Annotated in this window: 23 protein-coding genes; 1 reads left to right on the forward strand and 22 read right to left on the reverse strand. The window is 70.4% G+C overall.

Annotated elements, in window-relative coordinates; all coding sequences use genetic code 11:
* Positions 1 to 8: 8 nt before the first annotated feature.
* The 7 genes from HUW46_RS04575 to HUW46_RS04605 are packed head-to-tail and all read right to left on the reverse strand — an operon-like array spanning position 9 to position 5,163.
* Complete coding sequence (locus tag HUW46_RS04575; RefSeq protein ID WP_215546082.1) at positions 9 to 881, reverse strand: NUDIX domain-containing protein; 873 nt, start codon at positions 879 to 881, stop codon at positions 9 to 11.
* 5 nt (positions 882 to 886) lie between these two features.
* Entirely contained in the window at positions 887 to 1,858 is a 972-nt protein-coding gene (locus HUW46_RS04580) for an ROK family protein (RefSeq protein ID WP_215549666.1), read from the reverse strand.
* Positions 1,859 to 1,877: 19 nt separating this feature from the next.
* Positions 1,878 to 2,312: a hypothetical protein gene (locus tag HUW46_RS04585; protein WP_215546083.1), complete on the reverse strand. Its 435-nt coding sequence runs from the start codon at positions 2,310 to 2,312 to the stop codon at positions 1,878 to 1,880.
* Positions 2,309 to 3,472 carry an ArsA family ATPase gene (locus HUW46_RS04590; protein ID WP_215546084.1) on the reverse strand — a complete coding sequence of 388 codons (1,164 nt, stop codon included), beginning with the start codon at positions 3,470 to 3,472 and terminating at the stop codon, positions 2,309 to 2,311. The genes HUW46_RS04585 and HUW46_RS04590 overlap by 4 nt, the downstream gene beginning before the upstream one ends.
* Positions 3,473 to 3,481: 9 nt before the next feature.
* On the reverse strand, positions 3,482 to 3,922 hold the full coding sequence (locus HUW46_RS04595) for an SRPBCC family protein (RefSeq protein ID WP_215546085.1): 441 nt from the start codon (positions 3,920 to 3,922) through the stop codon (positions 3,482 to 3,484).
* Positions 3,923 to 3,949: 27 nt separating this feature from the next.
* The gene (locus tag HUW46_RS04600) at positions 3,950 to 4,741 is read right to left on the reverse strand and encodes a metallophosphoesterase family protein (protein WP_215546086.1); all 792 of its coding nucleotides are present in this window, start codon (positions 4,739 to 4,741) and stop codon (positions 3,950 to 3,952) included.
* Between the two features lie 5 nt (positions 4,742 to 4,746).
* Positions 4,747 to 5,163 carry a polyketide cyclase / dehydrase and lipid transport gene (locus HUW46_RS04605; protein ID WP_254125792.1) on the reverse strand — a complete coding sequence of 139 codons (417 nt, stop codon included), beginning with the start codon at positions 5,161 to 5,163 and terminating at the stop codon, positions 4,747 to 4,749.
* Between the two features lie 154 nt (positions 5,164 to 5,317).
* Between HUW46_RS04605 and HUW46_RS04610 the strand changes: the two genes are divergently transcribed.
* The gene (locus tag HUW46_RS04610) at positions 5,318 to 7,123 is read left to right on the forward strand and encodes an AMP-dependent synthetase/ligase (protein WP_215549667.1); all 1,806 of its coding nucleotides are present in this window, start codon (positions 5,318 to 5,320) and stop codon (positions 7,121 to 7,123) included.
* 480 nt (positions 7,124 to 7,603) lie between these two features.
* On the opposite strand, the gene HUW46_RS04615 is transcribed toward HUW46_RS04610, so the two are convergent.
* The 15 genes from HUW46_RS04615 to HUW46_RS04685 all read right to left on the reverse strand — a co-directional run bounded on the left by HUW46_RS04615 (position 7,604) and on the right by HUW46_RS04685 (position 22,003).
* Positions 7,604 to 8,209, reverse strand: a complete 606-nt coding sequence (locus HUW46_RS04615; protein WP_331477222.1) for a hypothetical protein — start codon at positions 8,207 to 8,209, stop codon at positions 7,604 to 7,606.
* Positions 8,206 to 8,694: a hypothetical protein gene (locus HUW46_RS04620; RefSeq protein WP_215546088.1), complete on the reverse strand. Its 489-nt coding sequence runs from the start codon at positions 8,692 to 8,694 to the stop codon at positions 8,206 to 8,208. The genes HUW46_RS04615 and HUW46_RS04620 overlap by 4 nt, the downstream gene beginning before the upstream one ends.
* Positions 8,691 to 9,929, reverse strand: a complete 1,239-nt coding sequence (locus tag HUW46_RS04625) for an MCE family protein (protein ID WP_215546089.1) — start codon at positions 9,927 to 9,929, stop codon at positions 8,691 to 8,693. The genes HUW46_RS04620 and HUW46_RS04625 overlap by 4 nt, the downstream gene beginning before the upstream one ends.
* Complete coding sequence (locus HUW46_RS04630; RefSeq protein ID WP_215546090.1) at positions 9,926 to 11,119, reverse strand: MCE family protein; 1,194 nt, start codon at positions 11,117 to 11,119, stop codon at positions 9,926 to 9,928. The genes HUW46_RS04625 and HUW46_RS04630 overlap by 4 nt, the downstream gene beginning before the upstream one ends.
* Positions 11,116 to 12,321, reverse strand: a complete 1,206-nt coding sequence (locus tag HUW46_RS04635) for an MCE family protein (protein WP_215546091.1) — start codon at positions 12,319 to 12,321, stop codon at positions 11,116 to 11,118. Before HUW46_RS04635 ends, HUW46_RS04630 begins: the two co-directional genes overlap by 4 nt.
* Positions 12,318 to 13,355, reverse strand: a complete 1,038-nt coding sequence (locus HUW46_RS04640; protein ID WP_215546092.1) for an MCE family protein — start codon at positions 13,353 to 13,355, stop codon at positions 12,318 to 12,320. The genes HUW46_RS04635 and HUW46_RS04640 overlap by 4 nt, the downstream gene beginning before the upstream one ends.
* Positions 13,352 to 14,383, reverse strand: a complete 1,032-nt coding sequence (locus HUW46_RS04645; RefSeq protein ID WP_254125794.1) for an MCE family protein — start codon at positions 14,381 to 14,383, stop codon at positions 13,352 to 13,354. Before HUW46_RS04645 ends, HUW46_RS04640 begins: the two co-directional genes overlap by 4 nt.
* Entirely contained in the window at positions 14,380 to 15,705 is a 1,326-nt protein-coding gene (locus HUW46_RS04650) for an MCE family protein (RefSeq protein WP_215546093.1), read from the reverse strand. The genes HUW46_RS04645 and HUW46_RS04650 overlap by 4 nt, the downstream gene beginning before the upstream one ends.
* Positions 15,702 to 16,562, reverse strand: a complete 861-nt coding sequence (locus HUW46_RS04655; protein ID WP_215546094.1) for an MlaE family ABC transporter permease — start codon at positions 16,560 to 16,562, stop codon at positions 15,702 to 15,704. Before HUW46_RS04655 ends, HUW46_RS04650 begins: the two co-directional genes overlap by 4 nt.
* Before the next feature lies 1 nt (position 16,563).
* On the reverse strand, positions 16,564 to 17,349 hold the full coding sequence (locus HUW46_RS04660; protein ID WP_215546095.1) for an MlaE family ABC transporter permease: 786 nt from the start codon (positions 17,347 to 17,349) through the stop codon (positions 16,564 to 16,566).
* A gap of 108 nt (positions 17,350 to 17,457) precedes the next feature.
* Complete coding sequence (locus HUW46_RS04665; protein ID WP_215546096.1) at positions 17,458 to 18,219, reverse strand: glucose 1-dehydrogenase; 762 nt, start codon at positions 18,217 to 18,219, stop codon at positions 17,458 to 17,460.
* Positions 18,220 to 19,725: an aldehyde dehydrogenase family protein gene (locus tag HUW46_RS04670; RefSeq protein ID WP_215546097.1), complete on the reverse strand. Its 1,506-nt coding sequence runs from the start codon at positions 19,723 to 19,725 to the stop codon at positions 18,220 to 18,222.
* On the reverse strand, positions 19,722 to 20,633 hold the full coding sequence (locus HUW46_RS04675; RefSeq protein WP_215546098.1) for a 3-oxoacyl-ACP reductase: 912 nt from the start codon (positions 20,631 to 20,633) through the stop codon (positions 19,722 to 19,724). The genes HUW46_RS04670 and HUW46_RS04675 overlap by 4 nt, the downstream gene beginning before the upstream one ends.
* Positions 20,630 to 21,718, reverse strand: coding sequence for an alcohol dehydrogenase catalytic domain-containing protein (locus HUW46_RS04680; RefSeq protein ID WP_254125796.1), 1,089 nt, complete (start codon positions 21,716 to 21,718; stop codon positions 20,630 to 20,632). Before HUW46_RS04680 ends, HUW46_RS04675 begins: the two co-directional genes overlap by 4 nt.
* A 93-nt stretch (positions 21,719 to 21,811) precedes the next feature.
* Entirely contained in the window at positions 21,812 to 22,003 is a 192-nt protein-coding gene (locus HUW46_RS04685) for a ferredoxin (RefSeq protein ID WP_215546100.1), read from the reverse strand.
* Between the last annotated feature and the right edge of the window lie 18 nt (positions 22,004 to 22,021).

Here is a 22,021-nt window from a genome sequence, read left to right on the forward strand (position 1 = left end):
GGGGAACCTCAGCCCAGCAAGGAAAGTAGCGTGCGGGGTGACATCGGGTCGGCGCCTTCGGCGGTGATCCGGTCGCGTAGTTCGCGGTCCGCGGTGGCCACCAGCACGTGGTCGTAGGGGCGCTCCTCCACCAGGCGCCGTGCCTGCGCCACGATCTCGGCGTCGCCGTCGCGCGGCGCCGCCACCACGGTCACCCCGTCCACTGTGGACACACCGCGCGCCTGGCCCTCGACCACCAGCACGATCCTCGGCCACCAGGTCCAGCCGGGACGGCGCCCGAGCAGGCCGATCCCGGAGTCGGGCACGCCCGCGGCCGCGAGCCCGGCCAGCCCGTCGCGCAGCCTCGCCGCGGCACCGGCGCGGTCGCGCCACCAGCCGTCGGGCCGGGACCCCATCACGTTCGCCGCGTCCACGACGAGCACGAGCGCCCGGTCCAGCTCGTCGGCGAGGGTCGGCCACGCCTCGGCGAAACCGGGGTGCAGGCGCAGCGCGGCGACCTCATCCGGCGGCACCCAGCGCAGCTCCGCACTCTCCACATCGGACACTGTGGCGCGCAGCTGTGCGCGGACGGTCGCGAGAACGGTCGTGTAGCGCCAAGTTCCATGGTCCACAGTGGACGAGGCGGTGGGCATGAGCAGGTCGGGCGGCACGGCGGCCTCTTCGCGAGCTTCCCGCCGCGCGGCGTCCAGCGGGGCCTCGCCGGAGCGCAGCGCGCCACCGGGCACGCCCCACGTGCCGCCCTGGTGGGTCCACCACGCCCTGCGCTGCAGCAGCACCCCGCGCCCGGGATCGGTCACCAGCAGGCCAGCCGCGCCGTAGCTGCCCCAGTGCCGCTGCCCGCAGGCGCAGCGCACGAACCGCTCACCGTCGCGGAAGACCATCGGGCCTACCCCACTGCCCCGGCCGCGGCCTTCGGGGCCGCGGCGACGTCCATCGCGAGGGCGGCCGCGCCGACGATCGCCGCGTCGTCGCCGAGCTGCGCGGTGCGGATCCTTGCCAGCGGGCGGTGCCCGCTGCCGGTGAGGATGCTCGCGTAGTGCTCCCTCGCCTCGTCGAGGAACAGCGGCGCGGATTCGGAGACCCCGCCCGCGATCACCACCACCTCGGGATCGAACACGTCCGCGACGAGCGCGAGGCCCTCGCCGAGCCATTTCGCCAGCTCCGCCATGGCTTTCAGGGCGATCGGGTCGCCGTCGCGGGCGGCACCGGCGACCCTGCGCCCGGTGACCGAGCCGGGGTCGCCGAGCACCTCCCTCGCCAGCACGGTCGAGGTGCCGGGGTGGCGCGCGAGCTGCTCGATCGCGGTCGCGGCGAGCGCGGTGCCGCTGCAGTAGCGCTCCCAGCAGCCGTACTTGCCGCACGAACACGGCCGCCCGCCCGGCACCACGGTGAGGTGCCCCAGCTCGGGCGCCACGCCGTGCGCGCCGCGGTAGGTCCGGCCGCCGAGCAGGAGGCCGGCGCCGATCCCGGTGCCGAGCGCGATCAGCACCGCGACCTGCGCGCCCCGCGCGGAGCCGAAGCGGTGCTCGCCGATGGTGGCCGCGTTCGCGTCGTGTTCGAGGGTCACCGGGAGCCCGACGCGCCGCGAGATCCGGTCGGCCACCGGGGCGTCCCGCCACGCCAGGTGCGGCGCGAACATCACCGACCGGCGATCGGTCCTGACGAACCCGGCGACCGCGAGCCCGACCGCGCCGATCTCGCCCGCCCCGGCGTGCCGCTTGCGCAGCTCGTCGATGACACCGGCGATCGAGTCCTCCAACGCGCCTTCGTCGCCGGGCGTGCCGACCCTCGCGGTGTCGAGCACCGAACCGGTTTCGTCGACGACACCGGCCCGCACGCTCGTCCCGCCCACGTCCAGGCCGATGGCCAGGCGCGGGCTACTCAAAACGGGGCCGAACGGTGATGCGCTGGACACGCGGTGACGAAGGTGAACCCGCCGGTTCCGGTTCGCGGCGGGGCGGATCCGGGGTGAAGCCCGGCATGTGCACCCCGGCGGCGGGGTCCCAGCGATCGGCCAGCACCGCGCGCAGCAGCGCGATGAGCTGCGCGGCCTGTTCGAGCACGCGCGCGGCGAACTCGGGCCGCTCACCGCGCACGACGGCGACGATCGCGCACAGCGGGCACCAGCCGCAGCCGTCGGCCGAGGAGCCGTCCGCGGACTCGGCGCGGCGGTGCGCTTCCTCGGCGGCACCGTGCCCGGCGGCGATCACGCCGTCGAGCCAGGGCGCGGCACGCTCGACGACCATCTCCACCAGCAGGCGGATCTCCTCGGCGAGGCTCGTGCCGTCCCCGGGGTGCTGCTGCTCGGTCATGGGCGCCTCCGTGCTGGCTCGAGCGAGACGACGAGCCCGGCGGGACCCGACTCGGCTCCGGTGACCGAACACGCCCGCAGCAGTTCGGGCAGCGCGATGAGCCTGCGGAACCCGTCGACGGTGATCGCGAGATCGTCGTCGACCCTGGCCAGGTCGACCACGGAGTCCTTGCCGAGCGGCAACGCGACCCGCAACCGGTAGCCATCGTCTACTTCGGACACGTCGAGGAGCGGGGTGACCCCGGAACCGTTGCCGGACAACGGGTCGGCGCCCTGGTAAAGCTCCCGGTGGATCTCCAGCAGCGCGGGCAGCCCGACCGGCTCGGTGGCCCGGTGCTCGACCCGGCTCGCGTCTCCGGAGCCGAGGCCCGCACTGTCCAGTTCGGACAGCACGGCCCGCTGCTGCGCCCGCCGCGTGCGCATCCACGCCGCGGCGGCGCCCCGCCAGCGGCCGGGGGCCGGCATCAGCCGGTTGACCACGATGCCGTCGACCCTGATGCCGCGCAGCGCGAGCGAGCTGAGCGTGCGGCGCGCCTCGGCGACCACCACGCGCTCCGGTGTGAGCACCAGCCGGACCGTGGTGACCCCGGGATCGGTGAGCAGCGCCCGCAACGATTCCAGGTGGGTGGCGAGCTTGCGGACGGATTCGACGGTGCCGCCCCACTTCCGGCCGCCAGCCAGCTTCTGCCAGCCGAAGAGCCTGCCGAGGTACCCGCTCACCGCCTCCGGGAGCGAGAGCAGGCGCAGCGTTTCCGCGGTGGGACCGCAGTCCACCACCACGGTCGCCCACCGGCCGGTCTCGGCGAGCCGCTGGACCTCGGTCAGCGCGGCGAGTTCGTCGACCCCGGGCAGCACGGTCAGTTCCTCGGCGTCGAGGGTGTCGACACCGGCGCCCGCGAGCGCCGAGCGCAACTGCCCCTTCAGCTCGTCCCACACCCCGTCGACGAGACCGCGCGCGTCCACCTGCGCGGCGTGCAGGCATGAGTCCACTTCGGAGGGTTCACCGGTGAGCGGGATGCCGAAGGCGTCGGAGAGGGAGTGCGCGGGGTCGGTGGAGACCACCAGCGTCTTCCTGCCCTCGGCGGCGAGCCCGGCGGCGGTCGCCGCGGCAAGGGTCGTCTTCCCGACGCCGCCCTTACCGGTGAACAGCAGGATGCGCATGGCGAAGCCTCAGCCCAGTTCCTCGACCCGGCGCTTCAACTCCTTCAGCGCGGTGTCCATCACCATCTTCTCCGCCTTGCGGCGCAGCAGGCCGATCATCGGCAGGACCAGCTCCACCGACAGCGTGTAGGTGACCTTGGTGCCGTTCCCGGCCGGTTCGAGGTGGTACCGGCCGTCCTGCGCCTTCTGCATCTGGCCCTTGACCAGGTGCCAGCTCACGCCGTGGCCGTCGGCGTCCCAGTCGTACTCGAGGGTGTAGACGTCCTTGATGGGACCGGCGTCCAGGGTCAGCTTGACCTGCTTCGCCCTGCCCTCGTCGTCGCTGGAGAGCACCTCGGTTTCGCGGACCTGCTTGGCCCACTCCGGATACGCGGGGAAGTCGGCGATCACCGCCAGCACCCGCTCCGGCGGCGCGTCGACCTCGATGGACTGCGTGGACTGGTCGGCCATGCGCGCTAGGCTACCGCCCGGTCGGCGTCACCAGCGCAGCACGTACGGCTCTTCGGTCTCCTTGAAGTGACCCACGTTACGGCACTCCGTCCTGCCCACGCGCCGCCGGGAGGACAGCGGCTGGTGCACGTGCCCGAACACCGACCACCTCGGCTGCTGCCCGGTGATCACGCCGAGCAGCGCCGCCGAACCGATCTCGTGCCTGCGGGCGATCACGTCGTAGGTGAGTTCGGGCAACGCGGGCGGGATGTGGCTGCACAGCACGTCGACCGAGTCGAGCGCGGCGACCGAGGCGTCGAAGTCCTCCGGGGTGCGCAGGTAGGGCCGCCACGCCCCGCCGGTGCGGCGCGGCACCACGTGCGGCGGCAGCAGTGCGCCGCCGACGAACCCGAACCGCAGCCCGCCGATCTCGGCCGTCCCGCCGTCGACCAGGTCGATCCCGGCCCCGGCGAACTCGGGCCACAGCGCCGGGGTGTCGACGTTGCCGGGGATCGCGTAGGTGGGCGCGGGCAGCACTTTGAACAGCGCCGCGTACTGCTCGCGGATGGCTTCTTCGACGGCGGAAGCCGGATCTTCGAGCGTCGCCCACAGCGAACGGGAGTAGGCGATCGTCTCGTCGCGAGTGCTCTCGCGGCGCAGGCGCGCGAACACGCCCACCTTCTCCGCGCCGAACAGGGCGCCCATGATGCCCTTGTCGTGCTGCTTGTAGTCGACGAAGTCGAGCAGGTCGCCGAGCACGACCAGCGCGTCCGCGCCGTCGCCGGCCCGTGCCAGCGCGTCGGCGTTGCCGTGCACATCGGACACCACGTGTACGCGCACGCCGGTTACCTCGTGCCCTCGTCCGCCGTCCTCGGTGGCTCGCCCGGTGGGCGCCCGTCTTCGAGGATCCCCTTCAGCCCCAGTGCGATCGCCTTCGCCGCGCGTGCCCTGCGGTCGAATTCGCGCCGGACGTCCTTCGGCCGCAACGGCAAGGGCTGCCCGGTGGCGTCGGCGGGGGTGGCGCGCAGGAAGTAGTGCAGCAGCGTGCCGTCGAGGACGGGTTCGAGCCACACCTCCATGGTGCCGACGAGCGCGCCGCGCACGGTCCAGCGCAGGCCCTTGTCCCCGCGGTCGGTGTAGACCTCGAGCACCAGATCGGGCCAGTAGGACGTCCACGACGCGGGTTCGGCGAACACCGCGGCGACGGTGCTCGCCGGCACCGCGAGGAACGTTTCGTCAACGATGTCGAGTGCCGGCGTCACATCAGGCAGAATGTCATGCCCGCGCGTCGAGCAGGCGGCGAGGATGGTCATACGGTAGACAGCAAGCTAAGTTGACCGGCGAGTAACAGTACGGTCCTCTTGTTTGCGGAGGACAGGGCACAGCACGCTCGCGGTGTGGAACTCGGAGGTCTACGTGCGCGAATACAGCGCTCCGGCAACCCGACCGGTGTCGGATGAAGAGAACATGTCCGACATCGTCTGGGCGAACGCGGAACGCTTCGGGGACGTGGTGAGCTTCCGCCGCCAGGTCGACGGCTCGTGGCTCGACGTGACCGCGCGCGATTTCGCCAAGCAGGTGATGGGCGTGGCGAAGGGCCTGATGGGCGCGGGTATCGGCAAGGGCGACCGGGTGGCCCTGATGTCCAAGACCCGGTACGAGTGGACGCTCGTCGACTTCGCCATCTGGGCCGCGGGCGCGGTGACCGTGCCGATCTACGACACCTCCTCGGCCGAGCAGGTGCACTGGATCGTCTCCGACTCCGCCGCCAAGGCCATCGTCGTCGAGACCCCCGAACACCGCGAGGTGCTGGAATCGGTGCGGGGCAGGCTCGACGGGCTCGACCACGTGTGGCAGTTCGAACCGGCGGGCGAGGAGAAGCCCGCGGTGGACCTGCTCACCGCGCTCGGCGCCGAGGTCACCGACGACGAGGTGCACGAGCGCCGCCGCTCCGTCGGCGCGTCCGCGCTGGCGACCGTCGTCTACACCTCGGGCACCACGGGGCGGCCGAAGGGCGTCGAACTGACGCACCGGAACTTGCTCGCCGAGGTCGCCGCCGACATCGAGGCCTTCCCCCAGCTCATGGAGGAGGGGAACTCGCTGCTGATCTTCCTGCCGCTGGCGCACGTGCTCGCCCGCGCGATCGCGATCACCGCGCTGACCGCCCGCGTGACGCTGGGGCACACCCCCGATGTGAAGAACCTCATCCCCGATCTCGGCACGTTCCGCCCGACGTTCGTCGTCGCCGTGCCCCGGGTGTTCGAAAAGGTCTACAACACCGCGAAGCAGCGGGCGCACGGGGACGGCAAGGGCAAGATCTTCGACGCGGCCGAAGCGGTCGCGGTGGCCTACAGCGAAGCGCAGGACGGCGCCGGACCGGGCCTCGGCCTGAAGCTGAAGCACGCCGTCTTCGAGAAGCTGGTGTACGGCAAGCTCCGGGCCGCGCTGGGCAGCCGGTGCAAGGCGGCGGTTTCCGGCGGCGCCCCGCTCGGTGCCCGGCTCGCGCACTTCTTCCGCGGCATCGGCGTCCCGGTGTTCGAGGGCTACGGCCTCACCGAGACCTCGGCGGCGGCGAACGTCAACACGGAGCAGGACTTCCGGGTCGGCACGGTCGGCAAGCCGGTGGCGGGCACCTCGGTGCGGATCGCCTCCGACGGCGAGGTGCTGGTGAAGGGCGACGTCGTGTTCGGCGGCTACTTCAACAACGAGGCCGCGACCAAGGAAGCGTTGGAGGACGGCTGGTTCCACACCGGCGACCTCGGCTCGCTCGACGACGAGGGCTTCCTGAAGATCACCGGGCGCAAGAAGGAGATCATCGTGACCGCGGGCGGCAAGAACGTCGCCCCGTCCGGTCTCGAGGACACGCTCAAGGCGAACCCGGTGATCAGCCAGGCCATGGTGGTCGGCGACCAGCGCCCGTTCATCGGCGCGCTGGTGACGATCGACGAGGAGTTCTTCCCGACCTGGAAGTCCCAGCACGGCAAGCCCGACGGCGCGTCCGTCGCCGACCTCGCCGACGACGAGGACCTCCGCGCCGAGGTGCAGCGCGCCGTCGACGAGGCGAACAAGCTCGTGTCGCACGCGGAGTCGATCAAGAAGTTCACCATCCTGGCCAAGGACTTCACCGAGGCGGGCGGCGAAATGACGCCGAGCCTGAAGCTGAAGCGGAACATCGTCAGCAAGAACTACGCCAGCGACATCGACGCCCTCTACAAGAAATAGGCCGCGGGCAGGCTGCTTCGCTGCGGGCGGGGCGAGCGAGTCCCCGAAGGTGACCTTCGGGGCGCTCAGGTCCCCGAAAGCCACTTTCGGGGCATGCCACGCGCCTTCCTCCTGCCGTGAAGGCCACCATCACGGCAATGCGATGCGGCTCCGCCCCGGAAAGTGCTCTCGCGAAGGGAACTTCTGGGGCACTGAGTGCCGTCAAGGTGGCCTTCAGGGAAAGATCCCCCGCCCACCTACAACTCTGACCGACTCGCTCGCCTACTCTCCGAGTGCCGCGAGGTCCGCGCCGAAGGCGCGGCCATGCAAAACCCAGCCCCGCATCGGCGATCCGACGCGCCCCGCGCGGCGGGAGCGTGCAGTCGGGCGCAGGGCCCCCTGGGCCCTCTAAATTTGCGATGGCAGGGCGCCCCCGCGACCAACCGGCGGGTTGAGCTGGGAGCCGCGCCCTGGCAGCGCGAATTTTGCCGACCGATAAAATTACAGAGCGATAAGGTCGGCGATTTTCCAAGTGCCGTCGACTTTGCGGGCGCCGATGTCGAGGTGTGCGGTGCTCGACGCCTGGTCCGGCGGGCCGCCGATGGTTTGCTGGTCGACGAACACCAGCAGGCGCGCGGTGTCGTCGTGCAGGTCGCGTACTCCGATCTCCCGTATGGTGGTGGATCGGACGAGTTTCTGGTCTCCCGCCTGTTTCTTCGCGGCGGCGAAGCTGCGCCGGTACTGCCCGACCGCGTTGTCCACCAGCATTCCCGCCGAAGCGCGCTCGGTGCGGTCGAGGTTGGCGTAGTCGAACGAAAAGATCGCCTTCACCGCGGCGCCGACCTGTTCGGTCACCTCGGCGGTCGCTCCGGTGTCGGCGAGTGCCGCGTTGTCGCTGCCGAGGCTCGCCGCTTTGATTCCCGACCACACCGCGGTGGCGGTCGCGAGCACGATCACGGCGGTCAGCACGGCGAGCAGGCTCGCCCGCCGTCCCAGCACGCGGCGGTCCGGCAGCTCGTCCGCCGTGTCGTCCTCCGGCGACTCGACCGGAGTGTCCACTGTGGACTTCTCGGTTCGCTTGTACGGCACCGGCCGCTGTCCGTTCATGCCGCCTGCACCCCGCTGATCTTCCACGCGTCACCGGCACGGTTCAGCTGCACAGTGAGCTTGCTGCAGCTCGGGGCCGGTGGCGCACCGTCGACGCCGATCCGCACGTCCAGCACGGCGATCACGCGCGCGCCGTCCCCGGTCAGCTCGGTCACCGCGGCCTCGCGCAGCGACGCGGTCGCCACCGCCTTGCTCGCGGTCGCCCGCGCCACCTGCGCCTGCCGGTCGGCGAGGTCCTGCCCGAGCTGGCCGGTGCTGACCTCGATCCACCGCCCGACGTTCCGGTCGGCGTCGCGGTAGTCCATGGTGTTCAGCGCGACGAGCCCGTCGGTGGCCGCGGCCAGCACCGCGTCGCGGTCCCGCGCGCGCTGCAGGCCGTCGTCGGCCGAGGCGCGCCACCACGACCAGCCGAACCAGGCCGCCGCGAGCACCGCGACGACGGCGAGCGCGAGCAGCCCGGTGCGGAGGGGGTCTCTGCCGTTCATCCCGCCAATCCAAACAGGCCGCCGAGCCCGGCGGGCCCCGCCCCCGAGGTGGCGAGCCCGAGCACCCCGGGCAGCCGCTGTGCCTGCGGGGCGGGCGCCTGCGGTTTCGGCGCCACCGGAGCGACCGGTTTGCCCGCGTACGGCGCGTTCTGCGCGCCGCGGACCCCGGTCGGGCTGCCCGGCGGTTCGGCGCAGTAGGCGAGCTTGTTGGCGGGTGCCTCGCTGGTGTCGTTGGCGGCACGCTGTTTCGTGCCCTCGTAGCCCTTGGTGCACGAATGCGGGTCGAAGAAGTTCAGGACCAGCCCGAGATGCCCTTCGCCGTTGGACGTGACCGACCTCGTGAACGACGAGATCACCGGGTAGGCGACGAGCAGTTCCTCCAGCGAGTCGGTGCGCGCGGTGGTGACCTGCGCGGTGGTCAGCAGGTTCGCGATCACCACGCCGAGGCTGGTGCCCGAGGTCGCGAGCACGTCGCTGACCTGGCGCGCCACCGGCGGCGCCTGGTCGATCACCTTGCGGACGTCCGGATCGGACTTCTTGAGCTGGTCGGAGATCCCGGCGAGCCCGGTGGCCAGCGACGTGATGTTGTCGCCCTGGCGGCGCTGGGTGTCGAGCACGACCTTGCCCTTGGCGAGCAGGTCCTTGGTCTGCGGGAGGTTCTGCTTCGCGGTCGCGGTGAACGAGCCCGCGGTGTCCAGCAGTGCCTGCAGATCGGGGCCGGTGCCGTTGAACGCCGTGTGCGCCTCGTCGACCACCGTGCGCACCGACCGCGGGTCCACACTGGACACCAGTTTGTCCAAGTTGGACAGCACGGTGTCCGGGGCGAGCGGCAGCCGCGTCTTGTCCACTTTGATCACCGAGCCGTCGGCGAGGTACGGGCCCTCGGTGTGCTGGGGCTGCAGGTCGACGAACTGCTCCCCCACCGCGGACCGGTTGGCGACCACGGCGGTGGTGTCCGCGGGGATGTCCGGCCCTCCCGGGTCGAGGTCGAGGTCGACGCTCACCCCGGAATCGGTCAGGTGCAGCTGGCCGACCCTGCCGACGGTGACGCCGCGGTAGGCGACCTCGGCGTTGGTGAAGATGCCACCTGAGTCGGCGAGCTGCGCGGTCACGACGTACCCGCGCGAACCGAACAGCCTGCCGAGCCCGGCGTAGTTCCCGCCGACGTAGACCACCGACACGACGGCGATGAGCAGGAACGCGAACAGCAGCGACTTGTGCTTCCTGGTGATCACCGGCCACCTCCCAGTAGCGTGCCGAGCAGGCCGCCGATGAGCCCGCCCTGCTGCGGCGCCGGTTTCTCCGCGGGCGGCGCCGACTGCGGCAGCGGGAGCGGTGGCGGCGGGGTGCCGTCGTTGAACGGGATCGCGCCGGGCGTTCCCGTCCCGGTCGAGCCGGGCAGGCCGATCGCGGGTGCGCGCGAGCGGCTCAGGTTCTGGAAGATCGAGTCGAGATCGAGGTCGAGCCGGGCGCGCACGTTCGCGTAGTCGCCGCGCACCACCGCGCCCGCGGCGTCCGGCAGCGGGTAGGTCGGCAGGATCTTCAGCGCCGTCGGCAGGTTCTGCCCCGCGTCGGCGAGCTGCTTCAACGTCGGCGCCAGCGCCTTGAGGTTCGCCACGAGCTGGTCCCGGCTCTTGTGCACGGTGTCGACCGCGACCGTCGACAGCTTCGACAGCGACTGCAGCATGCCGACGAGCTGGTCGCGCTGGTCGCTGACGACCTTGATCCCCGGTGCCAGGTTGTCGAGCGCGTTCGTGAGGTTCCCGGTCTGCGAAACGAGCGTGCTGGACAACCGGTTCAGCCCGTCGATGGCGCGGACGATCTCCCCCTTCTGGCCGTCCAGTTCGGTCGCGAGCGTGTCCACACGCGACAGCAGCGCGCGGATCTCCGCCTCGTTGCCGCCAAGCGCGTGGTTCAGCTCGGTGGTGATCGTCTTGAGCTGCGCGACCCCGCCGCCGTTGAGCAGCAGGGAAAGCGCGCCGAGGACTTCCTCGACCTCGGCGTTGCGGTTCGTGCGCGAAATCGGGATCGCGGCGCCGTCGGCGAGCTTCCCGGCTGGCTTCTCGTTGCCGGGCGGGTGCAGCTCGACGAACTTCTCCCCCAGCAGGCTCGACTGGCGCAGCTCGGCGGCCGCGTTACCGGGCAGGGAGAGGTCGCCGTTGACCACCATGGTCACGATCGCCGATTTCGTGTCCGGCGCGAGGTCGACCTTCTCGACCCGGCCGATCGGCACGTCGTTGACCTTCACGCTGGCCTGCGGAACCAGGTCGAGCACGTCGGAGAACTGCGCCGTGACGCGGTACGGGTGGTCGCCGACGTCGGCGCCGCCGGGCAGCGGGGTGTTGTACAGCCCCGAAAATCCGCCGTTCGAGCATCCGGCGAGCACGAGCCCGGCGAGCAGCACGGGGGCGAGGCGGCGCTTCACTGGCTCCCCCCGAGGCCGAACCCGGCGCTGCCGGGCACGTCGACCAGCGGCAGCGGCAGCGGTGGCAGCTCGCCGTTGGCGATCGACGCGGTGATCTGCGGGAGCGACGGGAGCTTCGCGATGCCGTCCACGACCGGCGCGATCGCCTGGCACAGGTTGCCCACCACGTCCGGCAGGCCCTTCGGCGTGGACGCCTTCAGCAGGCGGCACAACGTGGTCACGAGCGGGTTGGTCAGCTCGTTCGCGTTGTACCGGATGGCGATGCTGCCCGACGCCGCGTCGTAGGAGTTGATGAAGTTCGTCATCCCGGTCGGCGCGATGTCGAGGGTCTCGGCGAGCGCGGCGCGCTGGTCGACTAGCACCTTCGTGATCCCGGCCAGTTTGTCCACATTGGACGTCAGCAGGTCCTTGTTCTCCGAGACGAAGCCCTTGACGTCGGTCAGCGCCGTGCCGAGCGAGTTGAGCGCGCCCGCCACATCGCCCGACTCTCCTGCCAGGAACCCCGCGACGTCGGACAGCCTGCCGTAGAACTCGTTGAGCTGGGCGTCGCTGTCGGACAGCGCGGTGGTGAACGACTGGAGGTTGCGGACCGTCGCGAACAGGTCGCCCTTCGAGTTTTCCAGCGTGCGCCCCAGATCCGCGAGCCTGGTCACGGTGGTGTTGATGTTCTTCCCGTTGCCATCGAGGTTCTTGGCCGCGGTGTCGAGCAGTTTGGACAGTGCGCCGTTCTTGTTGGCCCCCTCGGGGCCGAGCGTCGTGGAAAGCTGGTTCAGGCTGCCGTAGAGGTCGTCCAGTTCGGCGGGCATCGCGGTGCGGTCGCGGCCGAGCACGGTGCCGGGCGCGAGCTTCGGCCCGGTGTCGTAGGCGGGGGTGAGCTGGACGTACCGGTCGCTCACCAGGCTCGGCGCGACCACAACGGCGCCCGCGTCCGCCGGGATCGACACCCCGGCGTCCACGTTCATGTCCACGCGGACCTGGTCGCCTGCCGGGGTGACCGCGGTGATCTCGCCGACCTTGATGCCCAGCACCCGCACCGACGAACCCGCGTACAACCCCACCGTGCGCCCGAAGTACGCGCTCACCTTGGTGCCGCCCGGATCGCGGAAGATCCACCACAGCGCGCCGGTCAGCACGAGCGCGACCACGCACGCCATCGCGAGCCAGGAGTAGACGCTCCTCCGCGCCTTCGAATCGACGGTCATCGCCGACCAACTCCTTGGTCCGGCGCGGAAATCGGCGGCGTGCAGCCCTCCGGGTTCACCTGCAGCCCGCCCGCGTTGATCATCGGTGGCAGCAGCCCGCAGATGTAGCCCTCGAACCAGCGGCCGTTCCCGGTCGCGTTCGCGCCGACCCGCGAGAACGGCGCCAGAAGGGCGAGGCTCCGGCCGAGGTTGTCCTGGTTGCGCTTAAGGATGTCCGTGACGTCACCGAGTTTCGCCAGCGCGGGCTTGAGCTGCTGCCGGTTGTCGTTCACCAGCCCGGAAAGCTGCTGCGCGAGCCCGGTGGCGCCGGTGAGCAGCGCGCTGATCGCGTCCTTGCGCCGCTGCAACTCGTCGAGCAGCAGGTTGCCGTCGGAGATGATCTTCTGGAGCTGGGTGTTGCGATCGCTCAGCGTTTTCGACACCTGGCTCGTGTTGGACAGCAGCTTCGCCAGCTCTTCGTCGCGCGAGGACACCGTTTTCGACAACGCGGAAAGTCCGCTCAGCGCGTCCTTCATCGGTTTCGGCGTGTCTTTCAACGTGTCCGAGAGGACGTTGAAGCTCTGCGCGAGCTGCTGGGTGTTGATGTCGCCGACGGTGGTGGACAGCTGCTTGAACGCGTCCTGCAGTTCGAACGGGGTCCTGGTGCGCGCGACCGGGATCGCCTGCCGCGGGTCCAGTGCCGTTTTTCCCTTGGGCTGCAAGGAAAGGTACTTCTCGCCGAGCAGCGTCTTGATCTCGATCGACGCCGAGGTGGCGTCGCCGATGGTGCGCCCGGTTTCCTCGATGTCGAAGGACACCACGACCTTCTTGCCCGCCAGCGCCACCTTCGTCACCTTGCCGACCTTCACCCCGGCGACCTGGACCTCGTTGTCCGGTACCAGTCCCGCCGATTCGGCGAACTCCGCGGAATACGTGGTGGCGTTGGACAGCAACGGCAGCCGGTCCGCGTTGTAGGCGGTGAGCACGGCCAGCACCACCAGCACGAGGGTGACGGCGCCGACGGCGGCCTGGTTGCGTTCGCGGAGTGGTTTCACTGCGGTTTGCACCTCTCCGGTTGCTGGGTCCCCACGATCGGCAGCAGCGGCAGCGTGACGTTCAGCGAGGAGATCCCGATCGTGCCGGACAGTCCACAAAGGAAGTAGTTGTACCAGCTGCCGTAGCTCAGGGTCCTGGTGAACTTCTCCAGGTTCCCCGGCATCTTGCCGAGCAGTTCGTTCAGCAGCTGCCCCGAATCCGACAGGTTCGACGACAGGCGGCCCAGCCCGGCGATGTCCTCCTTCAGCGCCGGGCGCGTGTCGTCGAGCAGGCCCGCGGTGACGTCGGTGAGCCCGCCCAGCGCGGAAACCGCGTCCCCGATGGGCTTGCGCTGCTCGGCGAGACCGGTGACGAGCGCCTGGGTCTGCGTGATCAGATCGCCCAGCTGCGGGCCCCGCGCGTTGACGGTGCCGAGCACCGAGTTCAGGTTCTTGATGACCTCGCCGATCACCTTGTCCTTGTCCGCGATCGCCGAGGTCACCGACGCGGTGTGGGTCAGCAGGCTGCCGATCGTGCCGCCCTCGCCCTGGAACACCTGGATGATCTCGTAGGACAGGTCGTTGACCTGCTTCGGGTCGAGCGCGGCGAACAACGGCTTGAACCCGTTGAACAGCATGGTGAGGTTGAGCGCGGGCTGGGTGCGCTCCACCGGGATCGTGGTGCCGGGGGTGAGCACGCCCGTCCCGCCGACGCTGGTGCCGAGCGAAAGGTACCGCTGCCCGACGAGGTTGCGGTACTTCACTTTCGCGGTCGCCTCGGCGGGGATCCGGCGCGCGGTTTCGACGTCGAAGTGGACCTCCGCGCGGTTGTCCTCGTTCACCGTGATCTTCGAGACCTGGCCGACTTTCACCCCGACGATCCGGACGTCGTCGCCCTGCTGGAGTCCGGAGGCGTCCGCGAACAACGCGGTGTACCCGGCTGTCGCACCGAGGTTGGTGTTCGCGATGGTGGCGCCGAGCACCGCGGTCAGCAGCACCGTCACCACGGCGAAGATCGAGACCTTGATCAGCGACGGGAGCGTCTTCACTTCAGCTCCACCTCCGCGCCCCGGTACAGCGGCGCGACGAGCAGGCCGCTCCAGTTCGGCACCTCGCCGGGGTCGACGCCGAGCGCCGCGCCGCGCAGGGCGCCCACCAGGTTCTGCTCCTGCGGCGAGTTCGCCAGCGCGGCGGGCGCGGCTCCGCCGCCCGTGGCGCCACCCTGACCGATCGGGGTGGATCCCTTGGCGGCGGGCGGATGCGTTGACCCGTCGCGGACCGGACCGTCCGGCGGGTACTGCGGCCAGCGGCCGGGCGGTGGCACCTGGGGATAGCAGCGCGGCCCGCGCTTGTCGTCGTACTTCGGCTCGTCGACGCCCGGCAGGTACTTCGTGCGGTTGGCGAGGAACCGGATCGTCACGTGGTTCATCTGGTCGGTGCCCTTGCCGAACGCCTCCTCCGCGCGCGGCACCGATTCGGCGAGCTGCTGCAGCAGGCACGGGTATTCGGGCGCGTACTTCGCGAGCACGTCGAGCGTCGGCTGCACGGTGGTGGTGAGCCGGATCAGGTTGTCCTTGTTGACTTCCAGGAACCGGCCGAGATCGTCGGAGGCGGTGCTGACGGTGGCGAACACGTCCGCGAGCCCCTGGCGCTTCTCCACCAGCGTGCGGCTGGTGGTGGTGAGATCGGACAGCGCCTGCAGGAAGTCCGGTGCCGCGCGCTGGTAGATCTCGGCGGCGTCGGCGAGCCCGGAGATGTCGGACTTCAACGCGGGCAACGAAGGATTGAGCCCGCCGAGGTAATCGCCGACCTGCGCCAGGGTTTTGCCGAGCTGGGTTCCGCGCCCCTCCAGCGCGGTCGACACCGCGGTGAGCGTGCTCGACAGCTTTTCCGGTTGCACGGCCTGGAGAAGCGGCATCACGTCACCGAGCACCTTCTCCAGCTCGATCGCCGTGCTGCTGCGGTCCTGCGGGATCACGGTGCCGCCGGCGAGCCTGCCCGGCACCGGCGCCGAAGGCGGCTGCAACGCCACATACCGTTCCCCGAACAGGGTTTTCGGCAGCAGCCGCGCGGAGACGTTCGCCGGGATCACGCCCAGCTTGTCCGGCTGCATCGCGAGGTCGAGCTCCGCGTGGTCGCCGAAGGCGCGGATGTCGCGCACCTCGCCGACGACCATGCCGCGGATCTTCACGTCGGCGCCCGCCCGCATCTGGTTGCCGACGTGATCGGTTTCGAGCTTGACCATGGCGACCGGGACGAACGCCTTCTTGTACACCGCGACGGTGACCGTGAAGAACAGCGCCACGACGACGAGGAAAGCCAGCCCCAGCACCTGGTACCGGAGCCTGCGCAGCAGGATCTTCCGGCTCATCCCGAGATCCTCACCGTCGTGCTGGCACCCCAGATCGCCAGGCTCAGGAAGAAGTCGAGCACCGAGATGAGCACGATCGAGGTGCGCACCGCGCGGCCGACCGCGAGCCCGACCCCGGCGGGGCCACCGGACGCGGTGTAGCCGTAGTAGCAGTGCGACAGGATCACGATCGCGCTGAAGACCATCACCTTCAGGAACGACCAGAGCACGTCCTCCGGTGGCAGGAAGAGCCCGAAGTAGTGGTCGTAGGTGCCCGCGGACTGGCCGTAGAGCCACACCGTGATCTGGCGCGAGGCGAGGTACGACGAGAGCAGGCCCACCGCGTACAACGGGATGACCGCGGTGATCCCGGCGAGCACGCGCGTGGTCACCAGGTACGGCATGCTCGGCACGCCCATCACTTCGAGCGCGTCGATCTCCTCGGAGATCCGCATGGCGCCGAGCTGCGCGGTGAACCCGCAGCCGACCGTCGCCGACAGCGCGAGTCCCGCGGCGAGCGGGGCGACCTCGCGGGTGTTGAAGTAGGCCGAGATGAACCCGGTGAGCGCGGCCGTGCCGAGCTGGTTGAGCGCCGCGTACCCCTGGAGGCCGACGATGAGCCCGGTGAACAGGGTCATCCCGATCATCACGCCGAGCGTGCCGCCGATGACCGCGAGCGCGCCGGAGCCGAAGCACACTTCGGTCAGCAGCCGCAAGGTTTCGCGCAGGTACCGGCGAACCGTCCTCGGCGCCCACGCGAGCGCGCGGGCGTAGAACGAAAGCTGCGCGCCGAAGCCTTCCAGCGACGCGCCGGGGCGCGCGATGATCTCCAGCGTCCGGTCGGAGACGGACGGCTCCCGCGTAACGGTTTGTGTCATGTCACAGCGCCTTCGGCGGGACGATCTGGAGGTAGATCGCGGTCAGCACGACGTTGATCAGGAACAGCAGCAGGAACGTGATGACCACGGCCTGGTTCACCGCGTCGCCGACGCCCTTCGGCCCCCCGGCGGGGTTCAGCCCGCGGAAGGCGGCGACCACGCCGGCGACGAACCCGTAGAGCAGCGCCTTGATCTCGCTCACGTAGAGGTCCGGAAGCTGGGCCAGCGCGTTGAAACTGGCGAGGTAGGCACCGGGCGTACCGCCCTGCATCACCACGTTGAAGAAGTAGCCCCCCAGCACGCCGACGACGCTGACCAGGCCGTTGAGCAGGATCGACACCACGATCGCGGCGAGCACCCTCGGCACGATGAGCCGCTGCACCGGGTTGACGCCGAGCACTTCCATCGCGTCGATCTCTTCGCGGATCTTGCGGGCGCCGATGTCCGCGCACACCGCGCTGCCCCCGGCGCCCGCCACGAGCAGCGCGGTGATCAGCGGGCTCGCCTGCTGCACGATGGCGAGCGCGCTGGCCGCGCCGGTGAACGACTGCGCGCCGATCTGCTCGGTCAGCGAACCCAGCTGCAGCGCGATGACCGCCCCGAACGGGATCGCGACGAGCGCGGTCGGCAGGATGGTGACACTGGCGAAGAACCAGCACTGCTGGATCCACTCGCGGAACTGGAACGGCCGCTTCGGGATCGCCCGCAGCACCTCCCACGAAAGCGTGGCCAGCCTGCCGACCTGGGTCAGCGCGGCGCTGCCGGGTATGGTGCCCGCCTCCGCCATCCCGCCTCCACCCGAGTCGTGTGCATGCCGCGTGCGCCTGAGTCTTTCGCATCCGGTGCGCCCGCGTTCGGTTAGCGGTGTTCACGCGACCGGATCGCGCCGTCCTGGTCAGATCCTGAGCGCGTGGGTCGCGGTCGCGCCCCCGTCGGCGATGAACTCGCCGCCGGTGCAGTACGAGCTTTCGTCGCTGGCGAGGAAGGTGACCAGCGCGGCGATCTCGTCCGGCTGCCCGAGCCTGCCGAGCGCGACCTTCTTCCCCACCCACGACAGGTCCACCTCGGCGCCGCCCGCCGCGTCGCGCACCATGTCGGTGTCGATCATGCCGGGGTGCACCGAGTTGACCCTGATCCCGCGACGGCCCAGTTCGAGCGCCGCGACCTTCGTCATGCCGCGGATGGCGAACTTGCTCGCGGTGTAGGCGACGAGGTAGGGCATACCGGCCAGTCCCTCCACAGAGGACACGTTGACGATGGCCCCGCCACCGCGCGCGGACATCGGTTCAACGACCGACCGCATGCCGAGAAACGCCCCGATCTGGTTGATCCCGATGACGCGCTGGTAATCGTCGAGAGTGGTCTGCTCCAATGCCGAGAAGTGCAGCACGCCCGCGTTGTTGACCAGCACCGACAGCTCGCCGAACTCGCCGGTGGCCCGGTCCACCGCGGCCGTCCAGCCGTTCTCGTCGGTGACGTCGAGGTGCTGGAAGACCGCCGCGTCACCGAGTTCGTCGGCGAGCTGCTTGCCCGTTTCGTCGGCGATGTCGGCGATCACCACGCGCGCGCCCTCGGCCACGAACCGGCGCACCGCCGCCGCGCCCTGCCCGCGCGCGGCGCCGGTGACCAAGGCGACCTTGCCGTCCAGCCTGCCCATCTACATCAGCTCTTCGGTCAGCGGCATGAGCACGCTCTTCAGTTCCGTGTAGGCCTCGAACGCCGAGCGCCCGCCCTCGCGGCCGAGCCCGGACTGCTTGAACCCGCCGAAGGGCAGGTGCGGCTCGACCTGGAACCCGTTGATGCCGATCGTGCCAGCCTTGAGCCGCCGCGCGACCCGGAACGCGCGCTGGCCGTCCGCGGTGAACAGGCCCGCGCCGAGCCCGTATTCGGTGTCGTTGGCGAGCCGGACGGCTTCTTCCTCGTCGTCGAAGGGCACCACCGCGAGCACCGGGCCGAAGATCTCCTCCTGCGCCACGGTCGCGGAGTTGTCGACGTCGGCGAAGATCGTCGGTGCGACGAAGTTCCCGTTCGCGAGATCGCCTTCGAGCCGGTCGCCGCCGGTGACCAGCCGTCCCTCGGACTTCCCCTGTTCGATGAAGCCGAGCACGCGTTCGAGCTGGCGCCCGTTGACCAGCGGGCTGGAGAGCACGCCGGGGTCGAACGGGTCGCCGTAGGTCACCGCGGCCGCGATCGAAGCGGCGGCGCCGACGAATTCCTCGTAGACGTCGCGGTGCACGAGCGCGCGCGTGTTCGCCACGCACGCCTGACCGGACAGGCCCAGTGTCACCGCGCCCATCGTGGTCATCGCGGCGAGCCCGACGTTCGGGGCGTCGGAGAAGACCACGGCCGGGCTCTTCCCGCCCAGTTCCAGCGAAACCCGCTTCAACGTGCCCGCCGACGCCTCGACGATGTGCTTGCCCACCCCGCGGCTGCCGGTGAAACTCACCTTGTCGACATCTCGATGCGTGATGAGCGCTTCGCCGACCGGGTCGCCCGGCCCGGTGACGACGTTGAGCACACCGTCGGGAAGCCCGGCCTCGACGAGCAGTTCGACCATGCGCAGCACGGAAAACGTCGCGTACTCGGACGGTTTGAGCACCACCGTGCAGCCCGCCGCGAGCGCGGGCGCGATCTTCTGCGCGAACAGCAGGAACGGCGCGTTCCACGGCAGGATCGCCGCGACCACGCCGATCGGCTCGCGGAAGGTCATCGCGAGGTGGTCGCCACCCTGGTGCGGCGGCAGGGTTTCGCCGCCGATCTTGTCGACCCAGCCCGCGTGGTGGTCGAAGACGTCGGCCGCCGCCCCGACCGAGGTCGCGTAGATACCGCCGAAGGACAGCGGCACGGAGTTGTCGAGTGCCTGCAGCGCGCGCAGTTCGTCGGCGTGCTCGCGCAACAGGTTCGCGTACCGGTGCAGCAGCGAGATCCGGACCCCGGCCCGCGACCGCGCCCAGCCGCCTTCGAACGCTTGGCGCGCCGCGGAAACGGCGTCGTCGACGTCGGCCGCGGTGGCCACCGCGAACTCGCCGATCTCCTCGCCGGTGGCGGGGTGCTGGTGGGTCCACGTGGCGCCGTCGCGGCCGGGGCCCCAGTTCCCGCCGACGAGCAGCTGGCCCGCCTTGAGGCCGAGTGCTTCGCGGTGCGGCAGCACGGTGATCGTCATGAGCCTGCTCCTGTTCCGGTTCCGGGGAGGGACAACACGTCGGTTGCGGCGAAGGTGCGTTCCGGGTCGCGCGCGGCGAAGTAGCCGCCGACGCCCGCTTCCAGCTCGTCGGCGGTCCAGGTGCCGTTCGCGGTGTCGAACCGGTGCTCGACCTCCGGCGGTTTCAGCAGCGCCACCATTCCGCCGTGCACCACGAACACCTGACCGTTGACGCGGTCCGCGGCGGGCGAAGCGAGGAAGGCGACGAACGGCGCCACGTGGTCGACCGACAGCGGATCGATGCCATCGGGTGCGTCGGTTCCGAACACTCCTTCGGTCATCGCGGTACGGGCGCGCGGGCAGATCGCGTTGGCGCGCACGCCGTACTTCGCGGTGCCGCGCGCGGTCGCGACGGTCAGCGCCGCGATGCCCGCCTTCGCCGCCGAGTAGTTCGGCTGGCCGCCGGAACCGACGAGGAACGCCTCCGAGGTGGTGTTCACGATCCGGCCGTACCCCGGCGCACCGTCCGCTTTGGACTGCGCGCGCCAGTACGCGGTGGCGTTGCGGGACAACAGGAAGTGCCCGCGCAGGTGCACCCTGATCACGGTGTCCCACTCCTCGTCGGACATCGAGAACAGCATCCTGTCCCGCAGCACGCCCGCGTTGTTGACCAGGACGTGCAGGCCGCCGAAGTGCTCGACGGCGCCGTCGGTGAGCGCGTCGGCGATGGTCCGGTCGGCCACGTCGCCCGCGATCGGCAGCGCTTTCCCGCCCGCCGCTTCGATTTCGTCGGCGACCTTCCGCGCGGTCTCCTCGCTCACGTCGTTGACCACGACGGCCGCGCCCTCGGCGGCCAGCGCCAGCGCTTCGGCGCGGCCGAGCCCCGCGCCGGCGCCGGTGACGACCGCGACCTTCCCGTCGAGCCTCACCCGATCGTCACCACCTGGCGGATCACGTCCGTGTGGCCTTCGCGGAGCACGCCGAGCCCGGTGTTGATGTCGTCGAACCCGAGCCGCTTCGAGATCATCCCGTCCAGGTCGAGCAGCCCGGCGCGCCAGAACTTCAGCATGCGGCCGGTGTCGCGGTGCACGTGCGCGGACCCGTAGAACGAACCGAGGACCTTCTTGTCGTGCAGGAACAACTCCTGCGCGCTGAACTGGACCATGGCGTCACCGCGCCCGGCGCCGACGATGACCACCGAACCGCCACGGCGGGCGTTGTCCCACGCGGACCGGATCGTGCCGGGGTGCCCGACCACGTCGAAGGCGTAGTCGAAGCCCTCCATCGCGGTCACCTGCTGCTTGATCTCTTCGAGCCCGTCGGGCGTGGTGGCGTGCGTTGCACCGAACCGCTTCGCGATCTCGTGCTTGCCGGTCACCGGGTCGACCGCGACGATCACCGCGGCGCCCGCAAGGCGCGCGCCCTGGATGACCGAGATCCCGACCCCGCCGCAGCCGATCACCACGACCGTCGAACCCGGTTCGACCTTGGCCGTGTTGAGCACCGCGCCGACCCCGGTCAGCACGCCGCAGGCGACCAGCGCCGCGGTCTCGAACGGGACGTCGGGGTCCACCTTGATCGCGCCCGGTGCGGGCACGACGACCTCTTCGGCGAACGTGCCGAGCCCCGCGTAGCCGAACAACTGCTGTTCTCCCAGCCGGAAGCGCGGCGAGGTGAACGCGGCGATGGCGTGCACGGAGCACAGGTTGGGCTCGCCGCGCAGGCAGCTCGGGCAGGCCCCGCACGGCGGCACGAACGACACGGTCACGTGGTCGCCCGGCGCGAGGTGCTCCACGGCGGAGCCGATTTCGAGGACCTCCCCCGCGCCCTCGTGACCGACCACCCCCGGCGCCAGCGCGGGCAGCGTGCCGTCCATCGCGGACAGGTCGCTGTGGCAGATTCCCGAGGCCCTGACCCGGATCCGGACCTCGTGCGGGCCGGGATCGGTCGTGGTGACGTCGTCCCGCAGGTCGAGTGCCTCGTCACCGATCGCGTTCAGTACGGCCGCTCTCACTTCAGCTGCCTCCTCGCGGACGCGGGGCGGTCCGTCGTTGGCCGCCTCTCCAGGCACAGACTAGAATCTGTTCTCATTCAAAGCAAGGCATGTTTAATCCGACATGAACAGGGCGTTCTTCGGACAAGCGGTGACCGCTTGAGTAACACGTTCTACTTCTTCTTGCGGTGGCGACGGCTGCACGATCCGCAGCTCGTCGTCGTCATCGATCTCGAAGACCTCCGGCGCGAACGCCACGCACAGCTCGTTGGCTTCGCACAGTGACCGGTCGACGCGAACCTCCATGCTTCCCCGCTCCCATTC

Source organism: Amycolatopsis sp. CA-230715 (assembly GCF_018736145.1).
GTDB lineage: Bacteria > Actinomycetota > Actinomycetes > Mycobacteriales > Pseudonocardiaceae > Amycolatopsis.